General features: G+C 68.3%; 19 protein-coding genes. 8 read left to right on the forward strand and 11 right to left on the reverse strand.

Going from position 1 to position 17,649, the window contains the following annotated elements:
• Positions 1 to 93: 93 nt before the first annotated feature.
• The 3 genes from ACK3BB_RS06575 (at position 94) to ACK3BB_RS06585 (ending at position 3,227) form a co-directional block, all read left to right on the forward strand.
• Complete coding sequence (locus ACK3BB_RS06575; protein ID WP_428927925.1) at positions 94 to 1,038, forward strand: acetamidase/formamidase family protein; 945 nt, start codon at positions 94 to 96, stop codon at positions 1,036 to 1,038.
• Between the two features lie 537 nt (positions 1,039 to 1,575).
• Positions 1,576 to 2,625, forward strand: a complete 1,050-nt coding sequence (locus ACK3BB_RS06580; RefSeq protein WP_428927926.1) for a substrate-binding domain-containing protein — start codon at positions 1,576 to 1,578, stop codon at positions 2,623 to 2,625.
• 179 nt (positions 2,626 to 2,804) lie between these two features.
• Positions 2,805 to 3,227: a MarR family winged helix-turn-helix transcriptional regulator gene (locus tag ACK3BB_RS06585; RefSeq protein WP_428927927.1), complete on the forward strand. Its 423-nt coding sequence runs from the start codon at positions 2,805 to 2,807 to the stop codon at positions 3,225 to 3,227.
• A 63-nt stretch (positions 3,228 to 3,290) separates the two neighbouring features.
• On the opposite strand, the gene ACK3BB_RS06590 is transcribed toward ACK3BB_RS06585, so the two are convergent.
• From ACK3BB_RS06590 to ACK3BB_RS06600, 3 genes are all read right to left on the reverse strand, one after another.
• The gene (locus ACK3BB_RS06590; RefSeq protein WP_428927928.1) at positions 3,291 to 4,688 is read right to left on the reverse strand and encodes an amidase; all 1,398 of its coding nucleotides are present in this window, start codon (positions 4,686 to 4,688) and stop codon (positions 3,291 to 3,293) included.
• Positions 4,689 to 4,773: 85 nt separating this feature from the next.
• The gene (locus tag ACK3BB_RS06595) at positions 4,774 to 6,186 is read right to left on the reverse strand and encodes an amidase (RefSeq protein ID WP_428927929.1); all 1,413 of its coding nucleotides are present in this window, start codon (positions 6,184 to 6,186) and stop codon (positions 4,774 to 4,776) included.
• On the reverse strand, positions 6,183 to 6,389 hold the full coding sequence (locus ACK3BB_RS06600; protein ID WP_428927930.1) for a hypothetical protein: 207 nt from the start codon (positions 6,387 to 6,389) through the stop codon (positions 6,183 to 6,185). Before ACK3BB_RS06600 ends, ACK3BB_RS06595 begins: the two co-directional genes overlap by 4 nt.
• 315 nt (positions 6,390 to 6,704) lie before the next feature.
• Here ACK3BB_RS06600 and ACK3BB_RS06605 point away from each other — a divergent pair, with 315 nt between their 5' ends.
• The 4 genes from ACK3BB_RS06605 to ACK3BB_RS06620 are packed head-to-tail and all read left to right on the forward strand — an operon-like array spanning position 6,705 to position 10,710.
• Entirely contained in the window at positions 6,705 to 7,661 is a 957-nt protein-coding gene (locus ACK3BB_RS06605; RefSeq protein ID WP_428927931.1) for an ABC transporter permease, read from the forward strand.
• Positions 7,662 to 7,668: 7 nt separating this feature from the next.
• On the forward strand, positions 7,669 to 8,571 hold the full coding sequence (locus tag ACK3BB_RS06610) for an ABC transporter permease (protein ID WP_428927932.1): 903 nt from the start codon (positions 7,669 to 7,671) through the stop codon (positions 8,569 to 8,571).
• 17 nt (positions 8,572 to 8,588) lie between these two features.
• The gene (locus ACK3BB_RS06615) at positions 8,589 to 9,719 is read left to right on the forward strand and encodes an ABC transporter ATP-binding protein (RefSeq protein WP_428927933.1); all 1,131 of its coding nucleotides are present in this window, start codon (positions 8,589 to 8,591) and stop codon (positions 9,717 to 9,719) included.
• A gap of 1 nt (position 9,720) precedes the next feature.
• Positions 9,721 to 10,710, forward strand: coding sequence for an ABC transporter ATP-binding protein (locus ACK3BB_RS06620; RefSeq protein WP_428927934.1), 990 nt, complete (start codon positions 9,721 to 9,723; stop codon positions 10,708 to 10,710).
• Position 10,711: 1 nt separating this feature from the next.
• On the opposite strand, the gene ACK3BB_RS06625 is transcribed toward ACK3BB_RS06620, so the two are convergent.
• The 8 genes from ACK3BB_RS06625 to trpS form a co-directional block, all read right to left on the reverse strand.
• The gene (locus tag ACK3BB_RS06625) at positions 10,712 to 11,281 is read right to left on the reverse strand and encodes a hypothetical protein (protein ID WP_428927935.1); all 570 of its coding nucleotides are present in this window, start codon (positions 11,279 to 11,281) and stop codon (positions 10,712 to 10,714) included.
• Between the two features lie 425 nt (positions 11,282 to 11,706).
• Positions 11,707 to 12,162, reverse strand: coding sequence for a YaiI/YqxD family protein (locus ACK3BB_RS06630; RefSeq protein WP_428927936.1), 456 nt, complete (start codon positions 12,160 to 12,162; stop codon positions 11,707 to 11,709).
• A gap of 25 nt (positions 12,163 to 12,187) precedes the next feature.
• Positions 12,188 to 12,616, reverse strand: a complete 429-nt coding sequence (locus ACK3BB_RS06635) for a GNAT family N-acetyltransferase (protein WP_428927937.1) — start codon at positions 12,614 to 12,616, stop codon at positions 12,188 to 12,190.
• A gap of 14 nt (positions 12,617 to 12,630) precedes the next feature.
• On the reverse strand, positions 12,631 to 13,278 hold the full coding sequence (tsaB, locus tag ACK3BB_RS06640; protein WP_428928690.1) for a tRNA (adenosine(37)-N6)-threonylcarbamoyltransferase complex dimerization subunit type 1 TsaB: 648 nt from the start codon (positions 13,276 to 13,278) through the stop codon (positions 12,631 to 12,633).
• Between the two features lie 139 nt (positions 13,279 to 13,417).
• Positions 13,418 to 13,981: a NifU family protein gene (locus ACK3BB_RS06645; protein WP_428927938.1), complete on the reverse strand. Its 564-nt coding sequence runs from the start codon at positions 13,979 to 13,981 to the stop codon at positions 13,418 to 13,420.
• A gap of 104 nt (positions 13,982 to 14,085) precedes the next feature.
• Positions 14,086 to 14,541 carry a universal stress protein gene (locus ACK3BB_RS06650; protein WP_428927939.1) on the reverse strand — a complete coding sequence of 152 codons (456 nt, stop codon included), beginning with the start codon at positions 14,539 to 14,541 and terminating at the stop codon, positions 14,086 to 14,088.
• Positions 14,542 to 14,643: 102 nt separating this feature from the next.
• Entirely contained in the window at positions 14,644 to 15,507 is an 864-nt protein-coding gene (locus tag ACK3BB_RS06655) for a branched-chain amino acid aminotransferase (RefSeq protein WP_428927940.1), read from the reverse strand.
• A 165-nt stretch (positions 15,508 to 15,672) separates the two neighbouring features.
• On the reverse strand, positions 15,673 to 16,716 hold the full coding sequence (trpS, locus tag ACK3BB_RS06660) for a tryptophan--tRNA ligase (protein ID WP_428927941.1): 1,044 nt from the start codon (positions 16,714 to 16,716) through the stop codon (positions 15,673 to 15,675).
• 177 nt (positions 16,717 to 16,893) lie between these two features.
• Between trpS and ACK3BB_RS06665 the strand changes: the two genes are divergently transcribed.
• On the forward strand, positions 16,894 to 17,580 hold the full coding sequence (locus ACK3BB_RS06665) for a rhomboid family intramembrane serine protease (RefSeq protein WP_428927942.1): 687 nt from the start codon (positions 16,894 to 16,896) through the stop codon (positions 17,578 to 17,580).
• Positions 17,581 to 17,649 lie beyond the last annotated feature (69 nt).

Here is a 17,649-nt window from a genome sequence, read left to right on the forward strand (position 1 = left end):
CGGACCCCCGGCAAGGGGCAGGAAAAGCGTCGCGGGTTGGCCGGCCGGTGCTACGGTCCGGCCAACCGCCACCGACCAACAGGACACCCTTTCGTGACAGACCACAGACTGACCGCCACGCCCGACACCTGCCAGTGGGGGCTGTTCGATGCCGCCGTGCCCCCGGTCCTGACGATCAAGCCCGGCGACCGGGTGACAATCGAAACGGTCTCCGGCGCGCCCGAGGTGCTGCCCGACCCGGCGGCCTTTCACATTCCGCCCGAACTGCCGGGCATCCATGCCGCGCTCAAGCCCTTCGGGCCGCATATCCTGACCGGGCCGGTGGCCGTGGAAGGGGCCGAGCCGGGCATGGTGCTGGCCATCCATATCGAAGAGGTCCGGCTGCGCCAGGACTGGGGGTTCAACCTGATCATTCCCAAGAAAGGCACGCTGCCGCACGATTACGACGAGGTGGTGTTCAACACGATCCCGCTGGATGCCCAGAGCATGACGGCCACGATGCCCTGGGGTCTGAAGCTGCCGCTCCGGCCGTTCTTTGGCGTGATGGGCCTGGCCCCGCCGGCGGGCTGGGGCAAGATGACCTCGGTTGCGCCCGAGGCGACGGGGGGCAATCTCGACAACAAGGAACTGGTCGCGGGCACGACGCTGTACCTGCCGGTGCATGCCAGCGGCGGGCTGTTTTCCTGTGGCGACGGCCATGGCGCGCAGGGCGATGGCGAGGTCTGTATCACGGCGATCGAAACGGCGTTGGAAGGCACCTTTGTCTTTGACCTGATCGAGGACCCGGGGTTCGACTATCCGCGCGCCGAGACGCCCGACCATTACATCACGATGGGCATGGATCCCGACCTGGATCAGTGCAGCGTGAAGGCCCTGCGCGAGATGATCGACTGGCTGGGGGCCAAGGCCGGGCTGACCCATGCCGAGGCCTACATGCTGTGTTCCCTGGCCGGGGATCTGCACGTGACCCAGACGGTGAACGTCAACAAGGGCGTGCACATGATGATGCCCCGGGCCAATTTCGCGCCGAAGGTATAGCCATGTTCCGCCCGCGCCGGCCTTTCCCGGCCTGGCCGGCCGGGCGCGGGCGTGCCGGTCTGGGGCGCGACCCGTAGCCCGGGCCTCGGGCGGCGTGTCCGAGGTGGGTGTTGCGCCTCTTGGGGCGGCGAAAGCCGGGCGGGCAATGCCCGATACCCGCCGCCGAATGCCCCATGCCCGCCGCCGTCGGCGGGTGGTGGCCAGGCCGGATCCGCCCTGTGGTTGTGTCTGTGCCGACCTTTTGAGTTACGATCAATCGTGCAGCCGTCGCCTGCGGTGCACGGCAATTGTGCAATCCGCCGCGTTGCGGCGCCGGGGTCGGGGAATCTCTGCCGAATTGACCCGGTGCGCGCATTTCCCCTTGGTCAGCGTGGCGCCACGGCCCTTACTCTGGGCCGGTATCGGGCCGGCCGCAGGGGCCGCCCGCAAGGTCGCTGCTTTCGCCCTTCGGGCCGGTCGCCACGGCAGAGCGCCCCGGTCGGCGGGGTGTGACGTCCCTTCCGCCCGCCTGGGCTTCTGGACCGTGGGAGACTGCCAGTGAAGGTAGCCGTTCTTCATCCGCGCAAGGGTATCGCCGGGCTGTGGACCCCGGCCGTCGATGCCACGACCCAGCTGGCCGCCGCCGAGATCAACGCCGCCGGGGGCATCCTGGGCAGCCCGGTCGAGCTGGTCTATGCCGATTGCGGGGTCGAGGCCGACACCGCCACGGCGGCGGTCGATCACCTGCTCGACGTTGTCGGCGTCGAGGCCATCGTCGGCCAGCATACCAGCACCGGGCGCGATGCCGTGCGCAAGCGCGTGGCCGGGCGGGTGCCCTATGTCTACACCGCCCAGCACGAGGGCCTGCCCGCCGTGGAATCGGCCATCATGATCGGCGCCACCGATGGCGAGCTGCTCTGGCCGGCGATTGCCTGGCTGATCGCCGAACGCCGGGCCCGGCGGTTCTTCTTTGTCGGCAACGATTACATCTGGCCGCAGAAGGCGCTGGAAACCAGCCGGGCGCTGATCACCCATGAAGGCGCCCAGCTGGTCGGCCATGCGCTGATGCCCTTCGAGACCGGCGATTTCGGCCCGACCCTGGCCCGTATCCGCGCCACCCGGCCCGACGTGGTGGTGCAGGCGCTGGTGGGCGAGGCCTCGGTGACCTTCAACCGGGCCTTTGCCCAGGCCGGGCTGGACAGCCAGGCGCTGCGGCTGGGCCTGTTGGTGGACGAGGCGGTGATCTGCGGGATCGGGCCCGAGGCCACGGCCAATCTCTACGCGGTGTCGAACTATTTCTCGGATTGGCGCAGCCCCCAGAACACCCGGTTCCTCGACAGCTATCACGCGGCTTTCGGCCGCCATGCCCCGCCGGTCAGCGGCGCCAGCATCGGCTGTTACGAAGGGTTGCACCTGCTGGCCTCGCTGGCCGGGTCGCGGCGCGATCCCGGCGGGCGGCGGCTGGCCGAGCTGGCCTGTCGGCCGCTGCACCGCGACGCCGCGCGGAAATACCTCTGTGGCAAGCCGGTCGGGCGGCGCAGCCAGGTGCATATCGCCCGGGCCGATGGCGTCACCCTGTCGATCGTGTCGTCGCTTGCCCTGAACTGATAGTTGAAAATTCAATATTGAAATTGCAATTTTGTGGTGCTACCGCAACCGCACGCAGTGCTGCGGGGCGCAGGCATGGCCCTTGCCCGGCACGCGGGTTGCCCCTGCGATTTCAGCGGCGACGGACGGAACCCTTGGTCACATGTGGCCGGGAAGCGAATGTGGCAAGGAGGGGCGTCATGGCGCCTAAGACATTGAACGATCAGCTCAGTTACCTGATCGCCAGCGCAAATCGGCAGATCGAGACCGAGCTGGAAGAGCGGCTGCGTCCCGGCGGGGTGCCCATCGAACAATTCCGCATCCTCGAAGTGCTGTCCGAGAACGAGCCCTGCGCGATGGGGGAAATCGCCCGGCGCTCGTTGATCGACCCGGCCACGCTGACCAAGATCATCGACCGCATGGTGCGCGACAACCTGGTCTATCGCGCGCCCGACCCGGACGACCGGCGCAAGGTGCTGATCCTGACGGCGACCGAGGGCAAGGCGCTGTACAAGCGGCTGAGCGGGGTCAGCTCGGCCCAGGAAAAGCGCCTGTCGGAAATCCTGGCGGGCGAGAAGGCCGCCGAGCTGAAGACCCTGCTGCGGGAATTGCTGGACCGCTGAGCGGATGGCCTGGGGCGGGATGAGGAAAGGCGGCCGGTGGGGCCGCCTTTTGTCGTTTCGGGCTCAGTGAACGGGCGGCCGGGCGGTGTGCCAGTCGGTGACCTGCTGATAGGCATGGGCGGCGCGCAACAGCCGGGCCTCGGTGCCATGGGTGCCGATCAGCTGGAAGGCGATGGGCCGGCCGTCGGCGGTCATCCCGCAGGGCAGGGTGACCGAGGGCACGCCCGAGGCATTGAACGGCGAGGTGAAGCGGAACAGCGCGCGCGAGCCGCCATCGCTCTGGGCGCGGACCTCGTCCCATGTCGGTGTGCCGTGCTGGAAGACCGGGATGGCGATCATGTCCACATCGTCCAGCAGGTCGGTCAGCGCCCCGGTGAACTTCTGCCGTTCGATCACGCCATTGGCAATGTCGACGGGCGTTGCGGCCAGCCCGGCCTCGATCCCGTCGCGGATCCATTCGCCGTACATGTTCGACCGGCTGGGATAGGTGTCGGCATGCACGGCGGCCAGTTCGATCATGGTCAGCGACATGGCCTTTTCGAGAAAGGTCTCGACATCGGGAAAGCCGCAATCGACCACCCGCGCGCCCACCGACTTCAACTCGGCCACGGCGGCCTTCAGGCAGGCCAGCGTTTCGGCATCGGCGTCCTTTTCGATATATGCGTTGGGCAGGCCGATGGTCATGCCCCGGGCGCCGAAGGCCCCGTCGAGCAGGCCCAGGTAATCGGGCACCGGTTCGTTCAGCGAGGTCGGGTCCAGCGGGTCGTGGCCGGCCAGCACTTCGAGCATGGCCGCCGCATCGGCCGCTGACCGGGCCATCGGGCCAAGGTGGTCGAAGGTCGCGGCCAGGTCAAAGATGCCATGGCGCGAGATCCGGCCCCAGGTGGGTTTGACCCCGGTCAGGTTGTTGCAGGCCGAGGGAAAGCGGATCGACCCGCCGGTGTCCGAGCCGATGGTGCAATAGGCCATGCCCGTGGCCGGGGCGATGCCGGAACCCGAGGACGACACGCCGGTCCACAGGTCCTCTTTCCAGGGGTTCACCGGCTGGGTGAAATCGGGGTGATGTTCCAGCGTGGCGCCTTCGGTCATGTGCAGCTTGCCGATCAGGACGGCCCCGGCATTGCGCAGGTTGGTGACCACGGTGGCATCGTGATCGGGCACGAAATCCTCATAGAGCTTCATGCCCCCGGTGGTCTTGATGCCCTTGGTGAAACACAGGTCCTTCACGGCCATGGGGATGCCGTGCAGCGGGCCGCGATAACGCCCGGCGGCAATTTCGGCCTCGGCCGCCCTGGCCTGGTCGCGGGCCAGGTCGGCGGTGACGGTCCAATAGGCGGTCAGCGTCGGGTTCAGCCTGTCGACCTGGGCCAGCACGGCTTCGGTGACCTCGACAGGTGACAGGGCGCCGCTTCGGATCTGGGCGGCAATCGAGGTCAGGGGCTGAAAGGCGATATCGGTCATGGGGTTGCTCCGGGTGGGGTGGCCCGGACCAGCGGGCAATTGCGGGGCCGGTCGGTGGCCGGGACGACAGGGCGGGCCATGGGGGTCATTCCGCGGCCAGGGCCGGGGCCAGGTCGGGCCGCTGGGACAGGGCCAGCGCGGCTTCGAGCGCGGCGCCGATGCGAAAGCACATGGGCTCGTCGAAGGGCTTGCCCACGATCTGGCAGCCCAGCGGCAGGCCGTTCGCCGAAAAGCCGATGGGCACGGACAGGGCCGGGTTGCCAGTGACATTGTAGGGGATGGTCAGCATGCCCTTCCACGGCCCCGCGTCGCGGCCGAATGTGTCGAACCGATCGGCCGGGGTCAGCCCGGTGGGCGCCAGCAGCGCATCACAGGCGGCCAGCGGGCCGTCATTGACCAGCGCCGTCAGTTCCGCCCGCAGGCGCAGGGCGTTGATGTAATCCGACGCCGAGACCAGCCCGCCCGCGATGATCCGCTGATAGGCATAGCGGCCAAAGGCCGTTGGGCGGGTCTTCAGGTCGGCCTCGTGGATCGTGTAGGCCTCGGCGCCCATGACGGTCGAGCCGCAGGCCTGGAACAATTCCCAGGCGGGCATGGCAACCTCTTCAACGATGGCGCCCAGCCCGGCCAGGGTGTCGGCCGTGGCATCCAGCGCGGCGATGATCTCGGGGTTGGCCATCTCGTTTCGGATGTAGAAATCGCGGGTATAGCCGATGCGCAGCCCGGCGACGCCCCGGTCCAGCCCGGCCGTGAAATCGGGCACCGGCACATCGGCCGAAGCCGGGTCGAGCGGATCGTGCCCGGCGATCACCTGCAGGGTGATCGCCGCATCCTTGACGCTTTGGGTCAGCGGGCCGGCATGGTCCAGCGTGTAGCTTAGCGGGAACACCCCGCGCCGCGAGACCCGGCCATAGGTGGCCTTGATGCCCACCGTGCCGCAATAGGCCGCCGGCCCGCGGATCGACCCGCCGGTGTCCGATCCCATGGCCGTGCGCATGTAGCCGGCGGCGATGGCCGCGCCGGATCCCGACGACGACCCGCCGGTCTGGTGATCGGTGTTCCACGGGTTGCGCGCGGGCGGGAAGGGCAGGTCGAAGGCCGGGCCGCCGAGGGCGAATTCAAAGGTGCCCAGCTTGCCCAGCAGCACCCCGCCGCCGGCCTTGAACTTCTGTTCGACGACACAATCCTCGGTCGGCACGTTATCGAGCAGAACGGCGGAATGGCAGGTGGTGCGGATGTCCCTGGTGCCGTAGATGTCCTTGAGCCCATAGGGGATGCCCTGCATCGGCCCCTTGTCGATGCCCGCCGCGAAATCGGCATCGGCCTGCGCGGCATCGGCCCGCGCGCGCTCGGCGGTGACGGTGACAAAGGCGTTGAGCGAAGGCTCCAGCGCGCCGATCCGCGCCAGCAGCGCCTCGGTCAGGGCGGTCGAGGTCAGGGCGCCGGCGCGCAGCCGGGCGCCGGCCTCGGCAATGGACAGATCATGCAGGGCGGTCATGTCGCGGCCCTCGCGGCCAGGGTGAAAATGTTAGACGGCTCGTCGGCGGCGGGCCGCAGGGTATGCAGGTGTTTGCCCAGGCTCAGCAGGGCATCTCCGGTGCCGATCGCCCCGGTTTCGAGGTCCGGCGGGATAGTGATTCCGGCCATGGCATATCGTGCGCGGATTTCGGCGATGCGCGCCTCACTGATCGTGTCACCCATTGGGGCTCTCCCGTATTGCCTGCGATGTGATGCAGAATGACGATAGTTGAAAATTCAAGTTAATTGCGGGGATCGGCAAGCCATCCTCGCGCCCTGCGGTGGCGAGATACTGGAATTATCAACTTTATGTCGCGAATTTGGGCGGTGTGGCCCGGCTTTTGATCGCTGGGTGGGCAAGGCCGGGGCGGGGGTGGGGAAAAGCGATGTCTTTTCGTTTTCCATATTTGCGGATGCCTGTGTCTCGCCCAGGTTGACCCCGTCGGCAGGTGCCATCCCAGGGCCTGCCCCAGCCAGACCGAAAGGACAGCAAGACCCATGTGGATCTACGCGCTCCGCCGCCTCATCCTGACCATTCCCATCCTGCTCGGCGTCACAATCATCTGTTTCCTGCTGGTCCAGATCGCCCCGGGCGACCCGATCCAGTCGCTGTTGCCGCCCGATGCCTCCGAGGCCGATGCCGCCGCCCTGCGCGCCTATTACGGGCTCGATAAACCGCTGGCCGTTCAATATGTCGTCTGGCTGGGCAAGGTGCTGACCGGCGACCTGGGCATGTCGATCCAGGTTGACGCCCCGGTGGCCAAGGAGGTCGGCCGGGCCTTTGCCAACACGATCACGCTGGCCCTGCTGGCCGTTGCCCTGGCCTTTGTCCTGTCGCTGGTCCTGGGGGTGGTCGCGGCCTACACCTCGGGCAGCTGGATCGACAAGCTCTTCACCTCGGTCGCGGTCTTCGGCATCTCGGTGCCCACCTTCTGGCTGGGCGTGGTGCTGGTGATCATCTTCGCGGTCGAGCTGAACTGGCTGCCGGCCGCGGGCATGGGCAATTCGGGGTCCGAGAATTTCTCGTACTGGCGGTGGGAGGATTTCAAGTTCGCCATCATGCCCATGGTCGCCCTGGCCCTGCCGCCCCTGGGCATCATGACGCGCACGACCCGGTCGTCGGTCGAGGAGGTGCTGGGCCAGGATTTCGTCCAGACGCTGCGGGCCAAGGGGCTGGGAGAGATGGCCGTGCTGCGCCATGCGGTCAAGAACGCCATGCCCCAGATCGTGGCCATGCTGGGCCTGCAGCTGGGCTACCTGATCGGCGGTTCGGTGCTGGTGGAAATGGTCTTCAACTGGCCGGGCACCGGCTATTTGCTGAACAAGGCCATCCTCAGCCGCGACCTGCCGGTGCTGCAGGGCACGATCCTCGTGCTGGCCGCGTCCTTCGTGATGATCAACCTGGTCATCGACCTTGTCCAATCCATGATCGACCCGCGCATCAAGCGCAGCTGAGGAGCCCATGACCGACGCAACCTCCGACCCGATTTCGCTGGCCCATGAAAGCGACCTGCCGCAGGCGGTCGTCCGGGGCTACTGGGCCTCTGTCTGGAACCGGTTGAAATACGATTACGTCACGCTGTTCTGCCTGGCGCTGATCATCCTGATCGTCCTGTCGGCCGTCTTTGCACCCTGGCTGGCGCCTTACGACCCCGAGAAATCCTCGATGGCGTACCGGCTGAAACCGGTGGGGCATGACAGGTATATCCTTGGCTCGGACGAGCAGGGCCGCGATATCCTCAGCCGCATTCTCTACGGCGGGCGGGTGTCGCTGGCCATGGGCATCCTGCCTGTGGCTTTCGGCACCCTGATCGGCGGCCTTTTCGGCATCATCGCCGGCTATTACGGCGGCAAGGTCAACATGATCATCATGCGCACGATGGACGTGTTCTTTGCCTTCCCCTCGGTGCTGCTGGCCGTGGCCATTTCGGGGTCGCTGGGCGGAGGCATCCAGAACCAGCTGGCCTCGCTGACCATCGTCTTCATCCCGCCGCTCTGCCGGGTGGCGGAAACGGCGGCCAGCCAGGTGCGCAACATGGATTTCGTCGATGCGGCCCGGGCGTCGGGCGCGTCGACCTTTTCCATCCTCAAGGACCACGTGCTGATCACCGTGATCTCGCCCGTGCTGGTCTATGCCTCGACGCTGGTCTCGGCCTCGATCCTGCTGGCCTCGGGCCTGTCCTTCCTGGGCCTGGGGGTGTCGCCCCCGACGCCTGACTGGGGCCTGATGCTGGCCACCCTGCGCCAGTCGATCTGGGTGCAGCCGCTGGTCTGCGCCATCCCCGGCATCGCCATCCTGATCACCTCGATCGCCTTCAACATCGTCAGCGACGGCCTGCGCGTCGCGATGGATGTCAAGTCCTGACCCGGAAAGTCCAAGACATGGAACAACCCGTCAAGAAACCCGAACCCCACGCCCGCGACCCCCATCCCCGCGACCGGGGCGGCCCGGCCCAGCCGATGCTGATCGCCCGCGATGTCCGCAAGTACTTTCCCATCCATGCCGGGCTGCTCAACCGCCAGGTGGCCGAGGTCAGGGCCGTCGACGGCGTGTCCTTTTCCGTCATGAAAGGCGAGACCCTGGGCGTGGTCGGTGAATCCGGCTGTGGCAAATCCACCCTGGCCCGGCTCTTGATGCACCTGATGGACAGGGACGGCGGCGAGATCATCCTCGATGGGCAGGCGGTGAATGCCTATCAGGGCATGCCCCTGTCCGAGCTGCGCCGGTCGATGCAGATGGTCTTTCAGGACAGCTATTCCTCCCTGAACCCGCGGTTCACGGTCGAGGATTCCGTGGCCTATGGGCCGGCCCGTCAGGCCGGCGTGTCCAGGAAGAAGGCCCGCGAGATCGCCCGCGACCTGCTGGAAAAGGTCGGCCTGCGGGCCCGGCTCTTCGGCGGGCGCTACCCGCACGAGTTGTCGGGCGGTCAGAAGCAGCGGGTCAACATCGCCCGGGCGCTGGCGCTGGATCCGCGCATGCTGATCCTGGACGAGGCGGTCTCGGCCCTGGACAAGTCGGTCGAGGCCCAGGTGCTGAACCTGCTGAACGAGCTCAAGGCCCAGCTGGACCTGACCTATGTCTTTATCAGCCACGACCTGCACGTGGTGCATTACATCTCGGACCGGGTGCTGGTGATGTATCTCGGCCAGGTGGTCGAGATCGGCCCGGTCGACCGGATCTATGCCGATCCGCGCCATCCCTACACAAGGGCGCTGCTGGACTGTCAGCTGTCGATGGACCCCGACGACCGGGTCGACCAGGCCCCGCTGGCCGGCGATCCGCCCAATCCGGTCAACCCGCCCTCGGGGTGCCGGTTCCACCCGCGCTGCCCCTATGCCGAGGATCTCTGTGCGGCCAAACAGCCCGCCCTGGGCGACACCCTGCGCGCGGGCCGCGACGATCACCTGACGGCCTGTTTCATGGCTCAGCCCGGGTCGGGCCATTCCCGGGCGCCGGGCCCGGCCGACCTGTTGAAACGCGCCGCGGCGCAGCCCGCCCCGATGGAGGCCTGAGATGAACGTCATGTCCCCCGCCGCCGCGGTCAGCGACACCCTGGTCCGGGTGCAGGACCTGCGCGTCACCTTTGTCAGCCGCGACGAGAAGGTCAGCGCGGTCAATGGCATCAACTTTGACCTGAAGCGCGGCGAGGTCATGTGCGTGATCGGCGAATCCGGTTCGGGCAAGTCGGTGATGATGCGCGCGCTGATGCGTCTGCATCCGCCCAAACGCACGGTGATCGAGGGCGGGATGGCGGTCGACGGCCATGACATCCAGGCCGTCACCGAACGCCAGATGCGCCGCTTGCGTGGGTCCACCGTGTCGATGATCTTCCAGGAGCCGATGACCGCGCTCGACCCGCTGTACACCATCGGCCAGCAGATCGCCGAGACGGTGCAGATCCACGAAGGCGTCACCCGCGACATGGCGATGAAACGGGCGCTGGAGCTGTTGCAGCTGGTGCGCGTGCCGTCACCCGAACGCCGGCTTGGGGCCTATCCCCACGAATTGTCCGGCGGGCTGCGCCAGCGGGCGATGATCGCCGTGGCGCTGTCGTGCAACCCGTCGCTGCTGTTGGCCGACGAGCCGACAACGGCGCTGGATGCCTCGGTGCAGATCCAGGTGCTGGTGCTCCTGCGGCGGCTGCAGAAGGAACTGGGCATGTCGGTGATATTTGTCACCCATGACCTCGGCGTGGCGGCCCAGATCGCCGACAAGGTGGCGGTGATGTATGCCGGGCGGCTGGTCGAATACGGCAGCGTGCGCGACGTGCTGCTCAACCCGAAACACCATTACACCCGGGGCATGCTGGCCTCGACCGTGGCCGAGCAGGAAAAGGGCAAGCCGCTGGGGGCGATCCCCGGCACGCCGCCCGACCTGCGCGCCCTTCCGCCGGGCTGTGCCTTTGCGCCCCGCTGCCGGGCGGCCCGGGCGCTCTGCCGGTCGGAGCCGCCGGGCGAAAGCGGTGGCGGCCACCGGGTGCGCTGTCACTACCCGCTGGCCTAGCTCACAGGCAGACCCAGGCGCCGCCCTGGGTGGCTTCCAGCTCGGTGAAATGCAGGCGCAGCGGCGGGTGGTCGTCGGTGAAGGACGTGGCAAAGCCGCGCATCGGCAGGTCGCGGCGCACGAAGAACCCGGCGATCCAGACGCCCAGCAACAGCCCGTTGCCCTCGCGCAGCTCGATCCGGTGGCCCTGCACGTCACCGGTGTCGAGCCGGCCGCTGGTGTTGGACATCTGCGCGTCGAAACAGATCAGCCCGTTGCTGTAGAACCGCCAGCGCACGCTGTCCCAGGCGCATTCATCGACCTGCGCCGGCTGCGTCCACAGGAAATCCCGCCAGGCCGGGCCGGGCGTGTCGCCATCGGCCGGGGCGGCGCCGGTGCGCGTGGCATCCGACGGCCCGGCCTGCCAGCGGACGTAATCGCCCGAGATGTCCTCGCGCCCGATGGGGATGCCGCCATCGGCCAGCCCCAGCGTCCGCTTGATGATGGAATCGCGCAATGCCCCGGCCTTGTCCTCGCCGCCGTCGCGGTCGGCCAGCCCGGTCACCAGTTTCGATGCCACGTTCAGAATCATGTCCCGTCCTCCGCCGGTCCCCCCGGTTGGGCGCATTGGGCCAGAAGCCGGGGCGGATTGCGACATTTATCCCCGGCCCGGCGGTGCGGCCGGCGGGAACTGCCCGGTTGGGGCGCAGGGGTGGGGCACTGCGCGGCGGGGTCGTGGGGCGGGTTTGAACGGCGAGGCGGTAGAGGCAGGGGGCTGCCCTGCGCGGTCGCAAGGGCGGGCGGATCTGTCTGGCTGGGCGGCTCTGTCCACTTGCCGGGGTGGATTGTCCGGCGAGGCCGCGGGGGCGGATTGATCTGTCCGGTTTGGACGTAGGGGCGATCCTGCGCGGCGAGGCTGCCGGGAGGACGGACCTGCGTGGCGAGGCTCCGGGGTGGACGGATCTGCGCGGCGCGGCTGCGGGGGGCCTGTGAGTCGGGCGGGGCCGACCGGCAGTGTCAGCCGGCGCGGCGGGCCTTTTGCAATTCCTGGTCCAGCGCCTGCAGGAACCGCGACCGGTCGGCCTTGGAAAAGGCCCGGCCGCCGCCCTGGTGGAACGGGTCGGATGCGCGGATGTCCTGCATCAGGTCGCGCGTGGCCAGCCGGGGGCCGATATTGGCCTCCGACAGCACGTCGCCATTGTGTTGCAGAACCCGGGCCCCGGCCTTGAGGCAGCGATCGGCCAGCGGCAGGTCCGAGGTCACCACCACGTCGCCCGGGCCGCATTGGTCGGCGATCCAGCGGTCGGCCTCGTCGGCGCCTTCGTCGACGATGATCAGCGAGACCAGCGGGTTGGGCGACGGCCGCAGCCCGCCGTTGCAGACCAGCAGCATTTCGATGCGCAGGCGGGTGGCCACCCGTTCGGCCTCGGCCTTCACAGGGCAGGCATCGGCGTCGATATAAAGCTTGGTCACGGGGCGGGGCCTTTCTAGGTGGGGCTCAGGCGGGGCCGACCGGGTCCGGGTCGGGGCCGGGCAGGGGACGGGCCAGCACCAGCGCATCCACCGCTGGGCCGGTCGCCCGGGCGTAATATCCCTTGCGCCGGCCGGTCTCGGCATAGCCCGCGGCGGCATAAAGCGCGCGGGCGGCCAGGTTGTCTTCGGCGACTTCCAGAAAGGCCTGGCCGGCGCCCCGGGCGGCGGCTTCGGCTTCCCAGGCGCGCATCAGCGCCCGGGCCAGGCCCAGCCGTCGGCGGGCGGGATGGGTGGCGATGGTCAGCAGCTCGGCCTCGTCGGCAATGACGCGGACCAGGGCAAAGGCATCGGAATGGCCGATCGCGAAGGTGCCCGAGGTGGCCAGCAGGCCCGAGAATTCCAGTTCGGACCAGGGCCGCGACTGGGTGAAGGCCGCGGCATGCAGGGCAGCCATGTCGGACGGGCGGATCAATCCAGCAACACGGGCGGCAGGTCGCGGGCCGGCGCGGCGTCGGCCGGGCGGATGTAAAGCGGGGCCGGGCGGGGCAGGGGCGCGCCGGTCAGGCGGCTGGCGGCGATCCGGGCGATGCCCCGGGCCAGGGACTGTGCCGGGGCGTCGGCGCCGGGCAGGTCATGGCCGAGGATCGGGCAGGGGCCGGCGGGGTCGTCCGCCATGTCGCGGGCCAGGACCTGGCATCCGCTGAGCGCCCCGTCGGCCTGGGTCAGCCCGGGGGCGCCGGGGCCGTCGGGATCAAAGCGCTGGTGAAAGGCGCCCTCGCGGCTGGCGCCCACGGCGGCGATCATCGGGCGCGGGCCGTCCAGGGCCAGGGCGTCGAAGCTGCTGACCCCCACGGCCGGAATGCCCAGCCCCAGGGCCAGGCCCCGGGCGGCCGAGACGGAAATGCGGATGCCGGTGAAATTACCCGGGCCGATGCCCGTGCCGATGGCGTCCAGCGCGCCCCAGTCCAGACCGGCCCGCTCCAGCATCTCTTCGAGGGCGGGCACCAGCCGTTCGGCCTGGCCCCGGGTCATCGGCTCGGCGATATCGTCGAGGATCGTGTCGCCGGCCAGGAGGCAGGCCGCGACATGGCCGGCCGAAGTGTCGAAGGCCAGGATGACGGGTGCAGGGGCCGGGGCGGTCCGGTCGCCCGTGACGCCCGCGTCGGTCTGCGGGGCGTGGCCGAAGGCACCGGGTGCGCTGTCGACAGGTTCGGAACGGCCCGGGGTCCCTTCGGGCCCCGGGGCCGCGTTGGGCTCAGACGAGGACAGGACGAACCTCGGTCACTTCGGGAATGTAGTGGCGCAGCAGGTTCTCGATGCCCATCTTCAGGGTCAGCGTGGCCGAGGGGCAGCCCGCGCAGGCACCCTGCATGTGCAGGTAGACCACGCCGCGATCGAAGCCGTGGAAGGTGATGTCGCCGCCGTCCTGGGCGACGGCCGGGCGCACGCGACTGTCCAGCAGTTCCTTGATCTGGCCGACGATCTCGCCGTCTTCGCCATCATGGTCGGCATGGGCCGAGCCGGCCGGTTCGGCGCCGTCCATGACCGGCTGGCCGGATTGGTAATGTTCCATCACCGCGCCCAGGATGGCCGGCTTGATGTGGTCCCAATCGACCGCATCGGCCTTGGTCACGGTCACGAAGTCATTGCCGAAGAACACGCCCGACACGCCGTCGACCGCGAAGATGCGGGCGGCCAGCGGCGATTTGGCCGCAGCCTCGGCCGAGGGGAAATCGGCGGTGCCGGCCTCCAGCACGGTCTGGCCGGGCAGGAATTTCAGCGTTGCGGGGTTCGGGGTCGATTCGGTCTGGATGAACATCTGCGCGCCTCCAATAGCACCACGGGGATATGCGGACGGCAGGTCCGCAAGTCAAGATTTAGAACCGTTATAAACTGATCGCGGGGCGAGGGGAAGCTGCGGTCTCAGGTGATCTCTTCGAGCTTTTCCTTGCTCAGGTCGCCGGGCACGATGGTGACGGGCACGGGCAGGGTGCCCGCGGTGCGCGACATCTGGCTGACCAGCGGGCCGGGGCCTTTCTTGTCGACGCCCGCGCCCAGGACCAGAACGCCGATTTCCGGGTCGTCGCGGATCTGGTCGATGATCTCGTCGATCGTGTCGCCTTCGCGGATGACCAGTTCGGGCTCGATGCCCTGGCGGTCGCGCATCCACTTGGCGAAGACTTCGAAATGGGCTTCGATCCGTTCGCGGGCCTCTTCGCGCATGATGTCGCCGACGCCGATCCAGTGGTTGAATTCATCGGGCGGGATGACTGACAGGATCTGCACGCCGCCGCCGGTCTTCGCGGCGCGCATGGCGGCGAAGCGCATGGCATTGAGGCATTCTCGGCTGTCGTCGAGGACGACGAGGAACTTGCGCATCCCTAAACTCCCGTGGCGGGATCATGGCCCAAGGGCCGGGCCCGCGCAAGAGAGCCCGCGCGCGCCCCGCTCGTCCGCCCTGGCAGGCGGTCTCGCATCCTGTCAGCCGGCGCTGGCGGCCCAGTCCCAGTAGAGCTGGCGCACGCGGCGGGTGATGGGGCCGACCTGGTAGGTCGTGTCGTCGAAGCCGGTCACCGGGGTGACCTTCTGCATGTTGCCCGACAGGAAGACCTCGTCCGCGGCATGGAAATCGTCGAATCCCAGCACGGTTTCATGCACGGTGATGCCATCGGCCCGCAGGTTGGCGATGTGGCGGGCGCGGGTGATGCCGGCCAGGAAAGTGCCGTTGGGCACGGGGGTGAAGACCTCGCCGTCGCGGACCATGAAGACATTGGCTGTGGCGGTTTCGGCCACATTGCCCATGGCATCGGCGACCAGGGCATTGCCAAAGCCCTTGGCCCGGGCTTCGGCCAGCATGCGGGCGTTGTTGGGATAAAGTGCGCCGGCCTTGGCATTGACCACGGCGTCTTCGAGCACCGGGCGGCGGAAGCGCGTGCGGGTCAGCGTGGTCGCGGCACTTTCGGGGGCCATGGGGATGGCTTCCAGGCAGATGGCAAAGCCGGTGGCATCGGGTCCCGGCACGATGGCCGAGGCATCGCCGTCGATGGCCCAGTACATCGGGCGGATATAGACGGCGGTCTGCGGATCATAGGCCGCCAGGCCTTCGCGGGTGATTGCAACCATGTCGTCGGCGGTCACCGTGGGGGTGATCATCATGGCCTCGGCCGAGGCATTGACCCGGGCGCAATGGCGGTCGAGGTCGGGGCAGAGCCCGTTGGCATAGCGCGCGCCGTCGAAGACGGTCGAGCCCAGCCAGGCCCCGTGATCGGCCGCGCGCATGATCGGCGCGTCGCCTTCGTGCCAGGTGCCTTGGAAATAGGTGCGGATCTGGGTGCCGACGGCCATGGGGGTCTCCTTGTTCGGAGCGGACCCTAGGGGCAGAGCCGGGCCGGGTCCAGAGCCCGGAGCGCCGAAACCGCGCGCCCGAGGCGGCCGGGCCCCGGGGCTGGCGCCGGTGGGGCGCCAGCGGTCGGGATGGCGTCAGGTGGGGGCGGTGCGATCAGGCCGCGATCACGACGCGGGGGGCACCATGCCGACGATGTCGTAGGTCTTGCGCAGGATCGGGGCGGTGATCTCGCGCGCGCGGGCGGCGCCCCGGGCCAGGATGCGGTCGATCTCGGCCTGGTCATTCATCAGCCGGGCCATTTCGGTCGAGATCGGGGCCAGCTTGTCGACGGCCAGGTCGACCAGCGCGGGCTTGAACTGGCCGAATTGCTGGCCGGCATGGTCGGCCACGACCTGTTCGGCGCTCATGTCGGCCAGGGCCGCGTAGATGTTGACCAGGTTGCGCGCCTCGGGCCGGTCGGCCAGCCCGTCCAGGGTGTCGGGCAGGGGCTCGGGATCGGTCTTGGCCTTGCGGATCTTCTTGGCGATGGCATCGGCATCGTCGGTCATGTTGATCCGGCTCATGTCGGAGGGATCGGATTTCGACATCTTCTTGGACCCGTCGCGCAGCGACATGACCCGGGTGGCCGCGCCTTCGATGACCGGCTCGGTGATGGGGAAGAAATCGACGCCGTAATCGTGGTTGAACTTGGCCGCGATGTCGCGGGTCAGTTCCAGGTGCTGTTTCTGGTCCTCGCCCACGGGCACATGGGTGGCATGATAGACCAGGATGTCGGCGGCCATCAGCGCGGGATAGGCAAAGAGCCCCAGCGAGGCGGCCTCGGCGTTCTTGCCGGCGGTCTTGTCCTTCCACTGGGTCATGCGGCCCATCCAGCCCATCCGGGCCACGCAGGAGAATAGCCAGCCCAGCTGGGCATGTTCGGGCACCTGGGACTGGTTGAAGAGGATGGATTGTTCCGGGTCGATCCCGGCGGCGATGAAACCGGCGCAGAGCTCGCGGGTGTTGCGGGTCAGGGCGGCCGGGTCCTGCCAGACGGTGATGGCATGCAGGTCGACCATGCAGTAGATGGTCTGGAACTCGGGCCCCTGCATGTCGACGAAGCGCTTGATCGCGCCCAGGTAATTGCCCAGCGTCAGCCCGCCGGACGGCTGGATGCCGGAAAAGACGCGGGGGGTGAAACCGGCCGGGGCAGCCTGTGCTTCGGACATGTGAACGCTCCCGTCTGGAAAATGTCGCGCATTGCGCTTACCCATGGGGTCTGGTGCCGTCAAGAAGCCCATGGCAAACCGCCGGGCGGGCGGATCCGGCAAGGGGCCGGGTTTGTCCGGTCCGGGCCGCGTTTCGGACAACCGGTCCGTACAGCCAGATCCGAGCAGGAGAACCCGATGTCGCATGCCCCCCAGGAACCGGCGGTCAACCCGCTTCCCCCCGTTGTCGTGGCGCTGTTCATTGCCATCGTCGTGCCCGAGGCGATCTTTTCGCTGGGCCAGGCCGGGCTGGTCGGCGGGCCGGGGGCGGTGGGCTGGCGCCAGGCGGCGATCCAGACCTATGCCTTTTCGGGGGACGTCTTTGACTGGATGCTGGCGAACGGGATCTGGCCGGGTGAGCACCTGATACGCTTCGTGTCCTATCCCTTTGTGCATTTCTCGATCACCCATGCGGCGATTGCCGGGGTGTTCGTGCTGGCCCTGGGCAAGATGGTGGCCGAGAAGTTCGGCCAGTGGCAGATGCTGGCGATCTTCGTGCTGTCGGGGGCCTTTGGGGCGCTGGTCTATGGGCTGGTGCTGGATGATCCCTATCCGCTGGGCGGGGCGTTTCCGCCCGATTACGGGCTGGTCGGGGCCTTTACCTTTCTGTTGTGGCGCGGGCTGGGGGCCGTGGGCGAGAACCAGGCCCGGGCGTTCACGCTGATCGGGGCGCTGCTGGGCATCCAGCTGCTCTTCGGGCTGATCTTTGGCGGGTCGGGCGATTGGGTGGCCGACCTGGCGGGCTTTGTGGCCGGCTTCGGGCTGTCCTTCGTGCTGGCGCCCGGGGGATGGGCGTCGATCCGGGCGAAGATCCGGCACGATTGATCTGGCGTGACTGCGCCGGGGGAGTGTCCCGGGCGGCATATGGGCGTTGCGTGCGGGCGGAGAGGGCGC

The sequence above is a fragment of the Marinibacterium sp. SX1 genome (genome assembly GCF_050389775.1).
GTDB lineage: Bacteria > Pseudomonadota > Alphaproteobacteria > Rhodobacterales > Rhodobacteraceae > Marinibacterium.

Bases quoted from the DNA above. Each gene is read 5' to 3' on its own strand.
- ACK3BB_RS06585 (WP_428927927.1), top strand. From the start codon at position 2,805: ATGGCGCCTAAGACATTGAACGATCAGCTCAGTTACCTGATCGCCAGC.
- ACK3BB_RS06590 (WP_428927928.1), bottom strand. From the start codon at position 4,688: ATGACCGATATCGCCTTTCAGCCCCTGACCTCGATTGCCGCCCAGATC.
- ACK3BB_RS06595 (WP_428927929.1), bottom strand. From the start codon at position 6,186: ATGACCGCCCTGCATGATCTGTCCATTGCCGAGGCCGGCGCCCGGCTG.
- ACK3BB_RS06600 (WP_428927930.1), bottom strand. From the start codon at position 6,389: ATGGGTGACACGATCAGTGAGGCGCGCATCGCCGAAATCCGCGCACGA.
- ACK3BB_RS06605 (WP_428927931.1), top strand. From the start codon at position 6,705: ATGTGGATCTACGCGCTCCGCCGCCTCATCCTGACCATTCCCATCCTG.
- ACK3BB_RS06610 (WP_428927932.1), top strand. From the start codon at position 7,669: ATGACCGACGCAACCTCCGACCCGATTTCGCTGGCCCATGAAAGCGAC.
- ACK3BB_RS06615 (WP_428927933.1), top strand. From the start codon at position 8,589: ATGGAACAACCCGTCAAGAAACCCGAACCCCACGCCCGCGACCCCCAT.
- ACK3BB_RS06620 (WP_428927934.1), top strand. From the start codon at position 9,721: ATGAACGTCATGTCCCCCGCCGCCGCGGTCAGCGACACCCTGGTCCGG.
- ACK3BB_RS06625 (WP_428927935.1), bottom strand. From the start codon at position 11,281: ATGATTCTGAACGTGGCATCGAAACTGGTGACCGGGCTGGCCGACCGC.
- ACK3BB_RS06635 (WP_428927937.1), bottom strand. From the start codon at position 12,616: ATGGCTGCCCTGCATGCCGCGGCCTTCACCCAGTCGCGGCCCTGGTCC.
- ACK3BB_RS06645 (WP_428927938.1), bottom strand. From the start codon at position 13,981: ATGTTCATCCAGACCGAATCGACCCCGAACCCCGCAACGCTGAAATTC.
- ACK3BB_RS06650 (WP_428927939.1), bottom strand. From the start codon at position 14,541: ATGCGCAAGTTCCTCGTCGTCCTCGACGACAGCCGAGAATGCCTCAAT.
- ACK3BB_RS06655 (WP_428927940.1), bottom strand. From the start codon at position 15,507: ATGGCCGTCGGCACCCAGATCCGCACCTATTTCCAAGGCACCTGGCAC.
- trpS (WP_428927941.1), bottom strand. From the start codon at position 16,716: ATGTCCGAAGCACAGGCTGCCCCGGCCGGTTTCACCCCCCGCGTCTTT.
- ACK3BB_RS06665 (WP_428927942.1), top strand. From the start codon at position 16,894: ATGTCGCATGCCCCCCAGGAACCGGCGGTCAACCCGCTTCCCCCCGTT.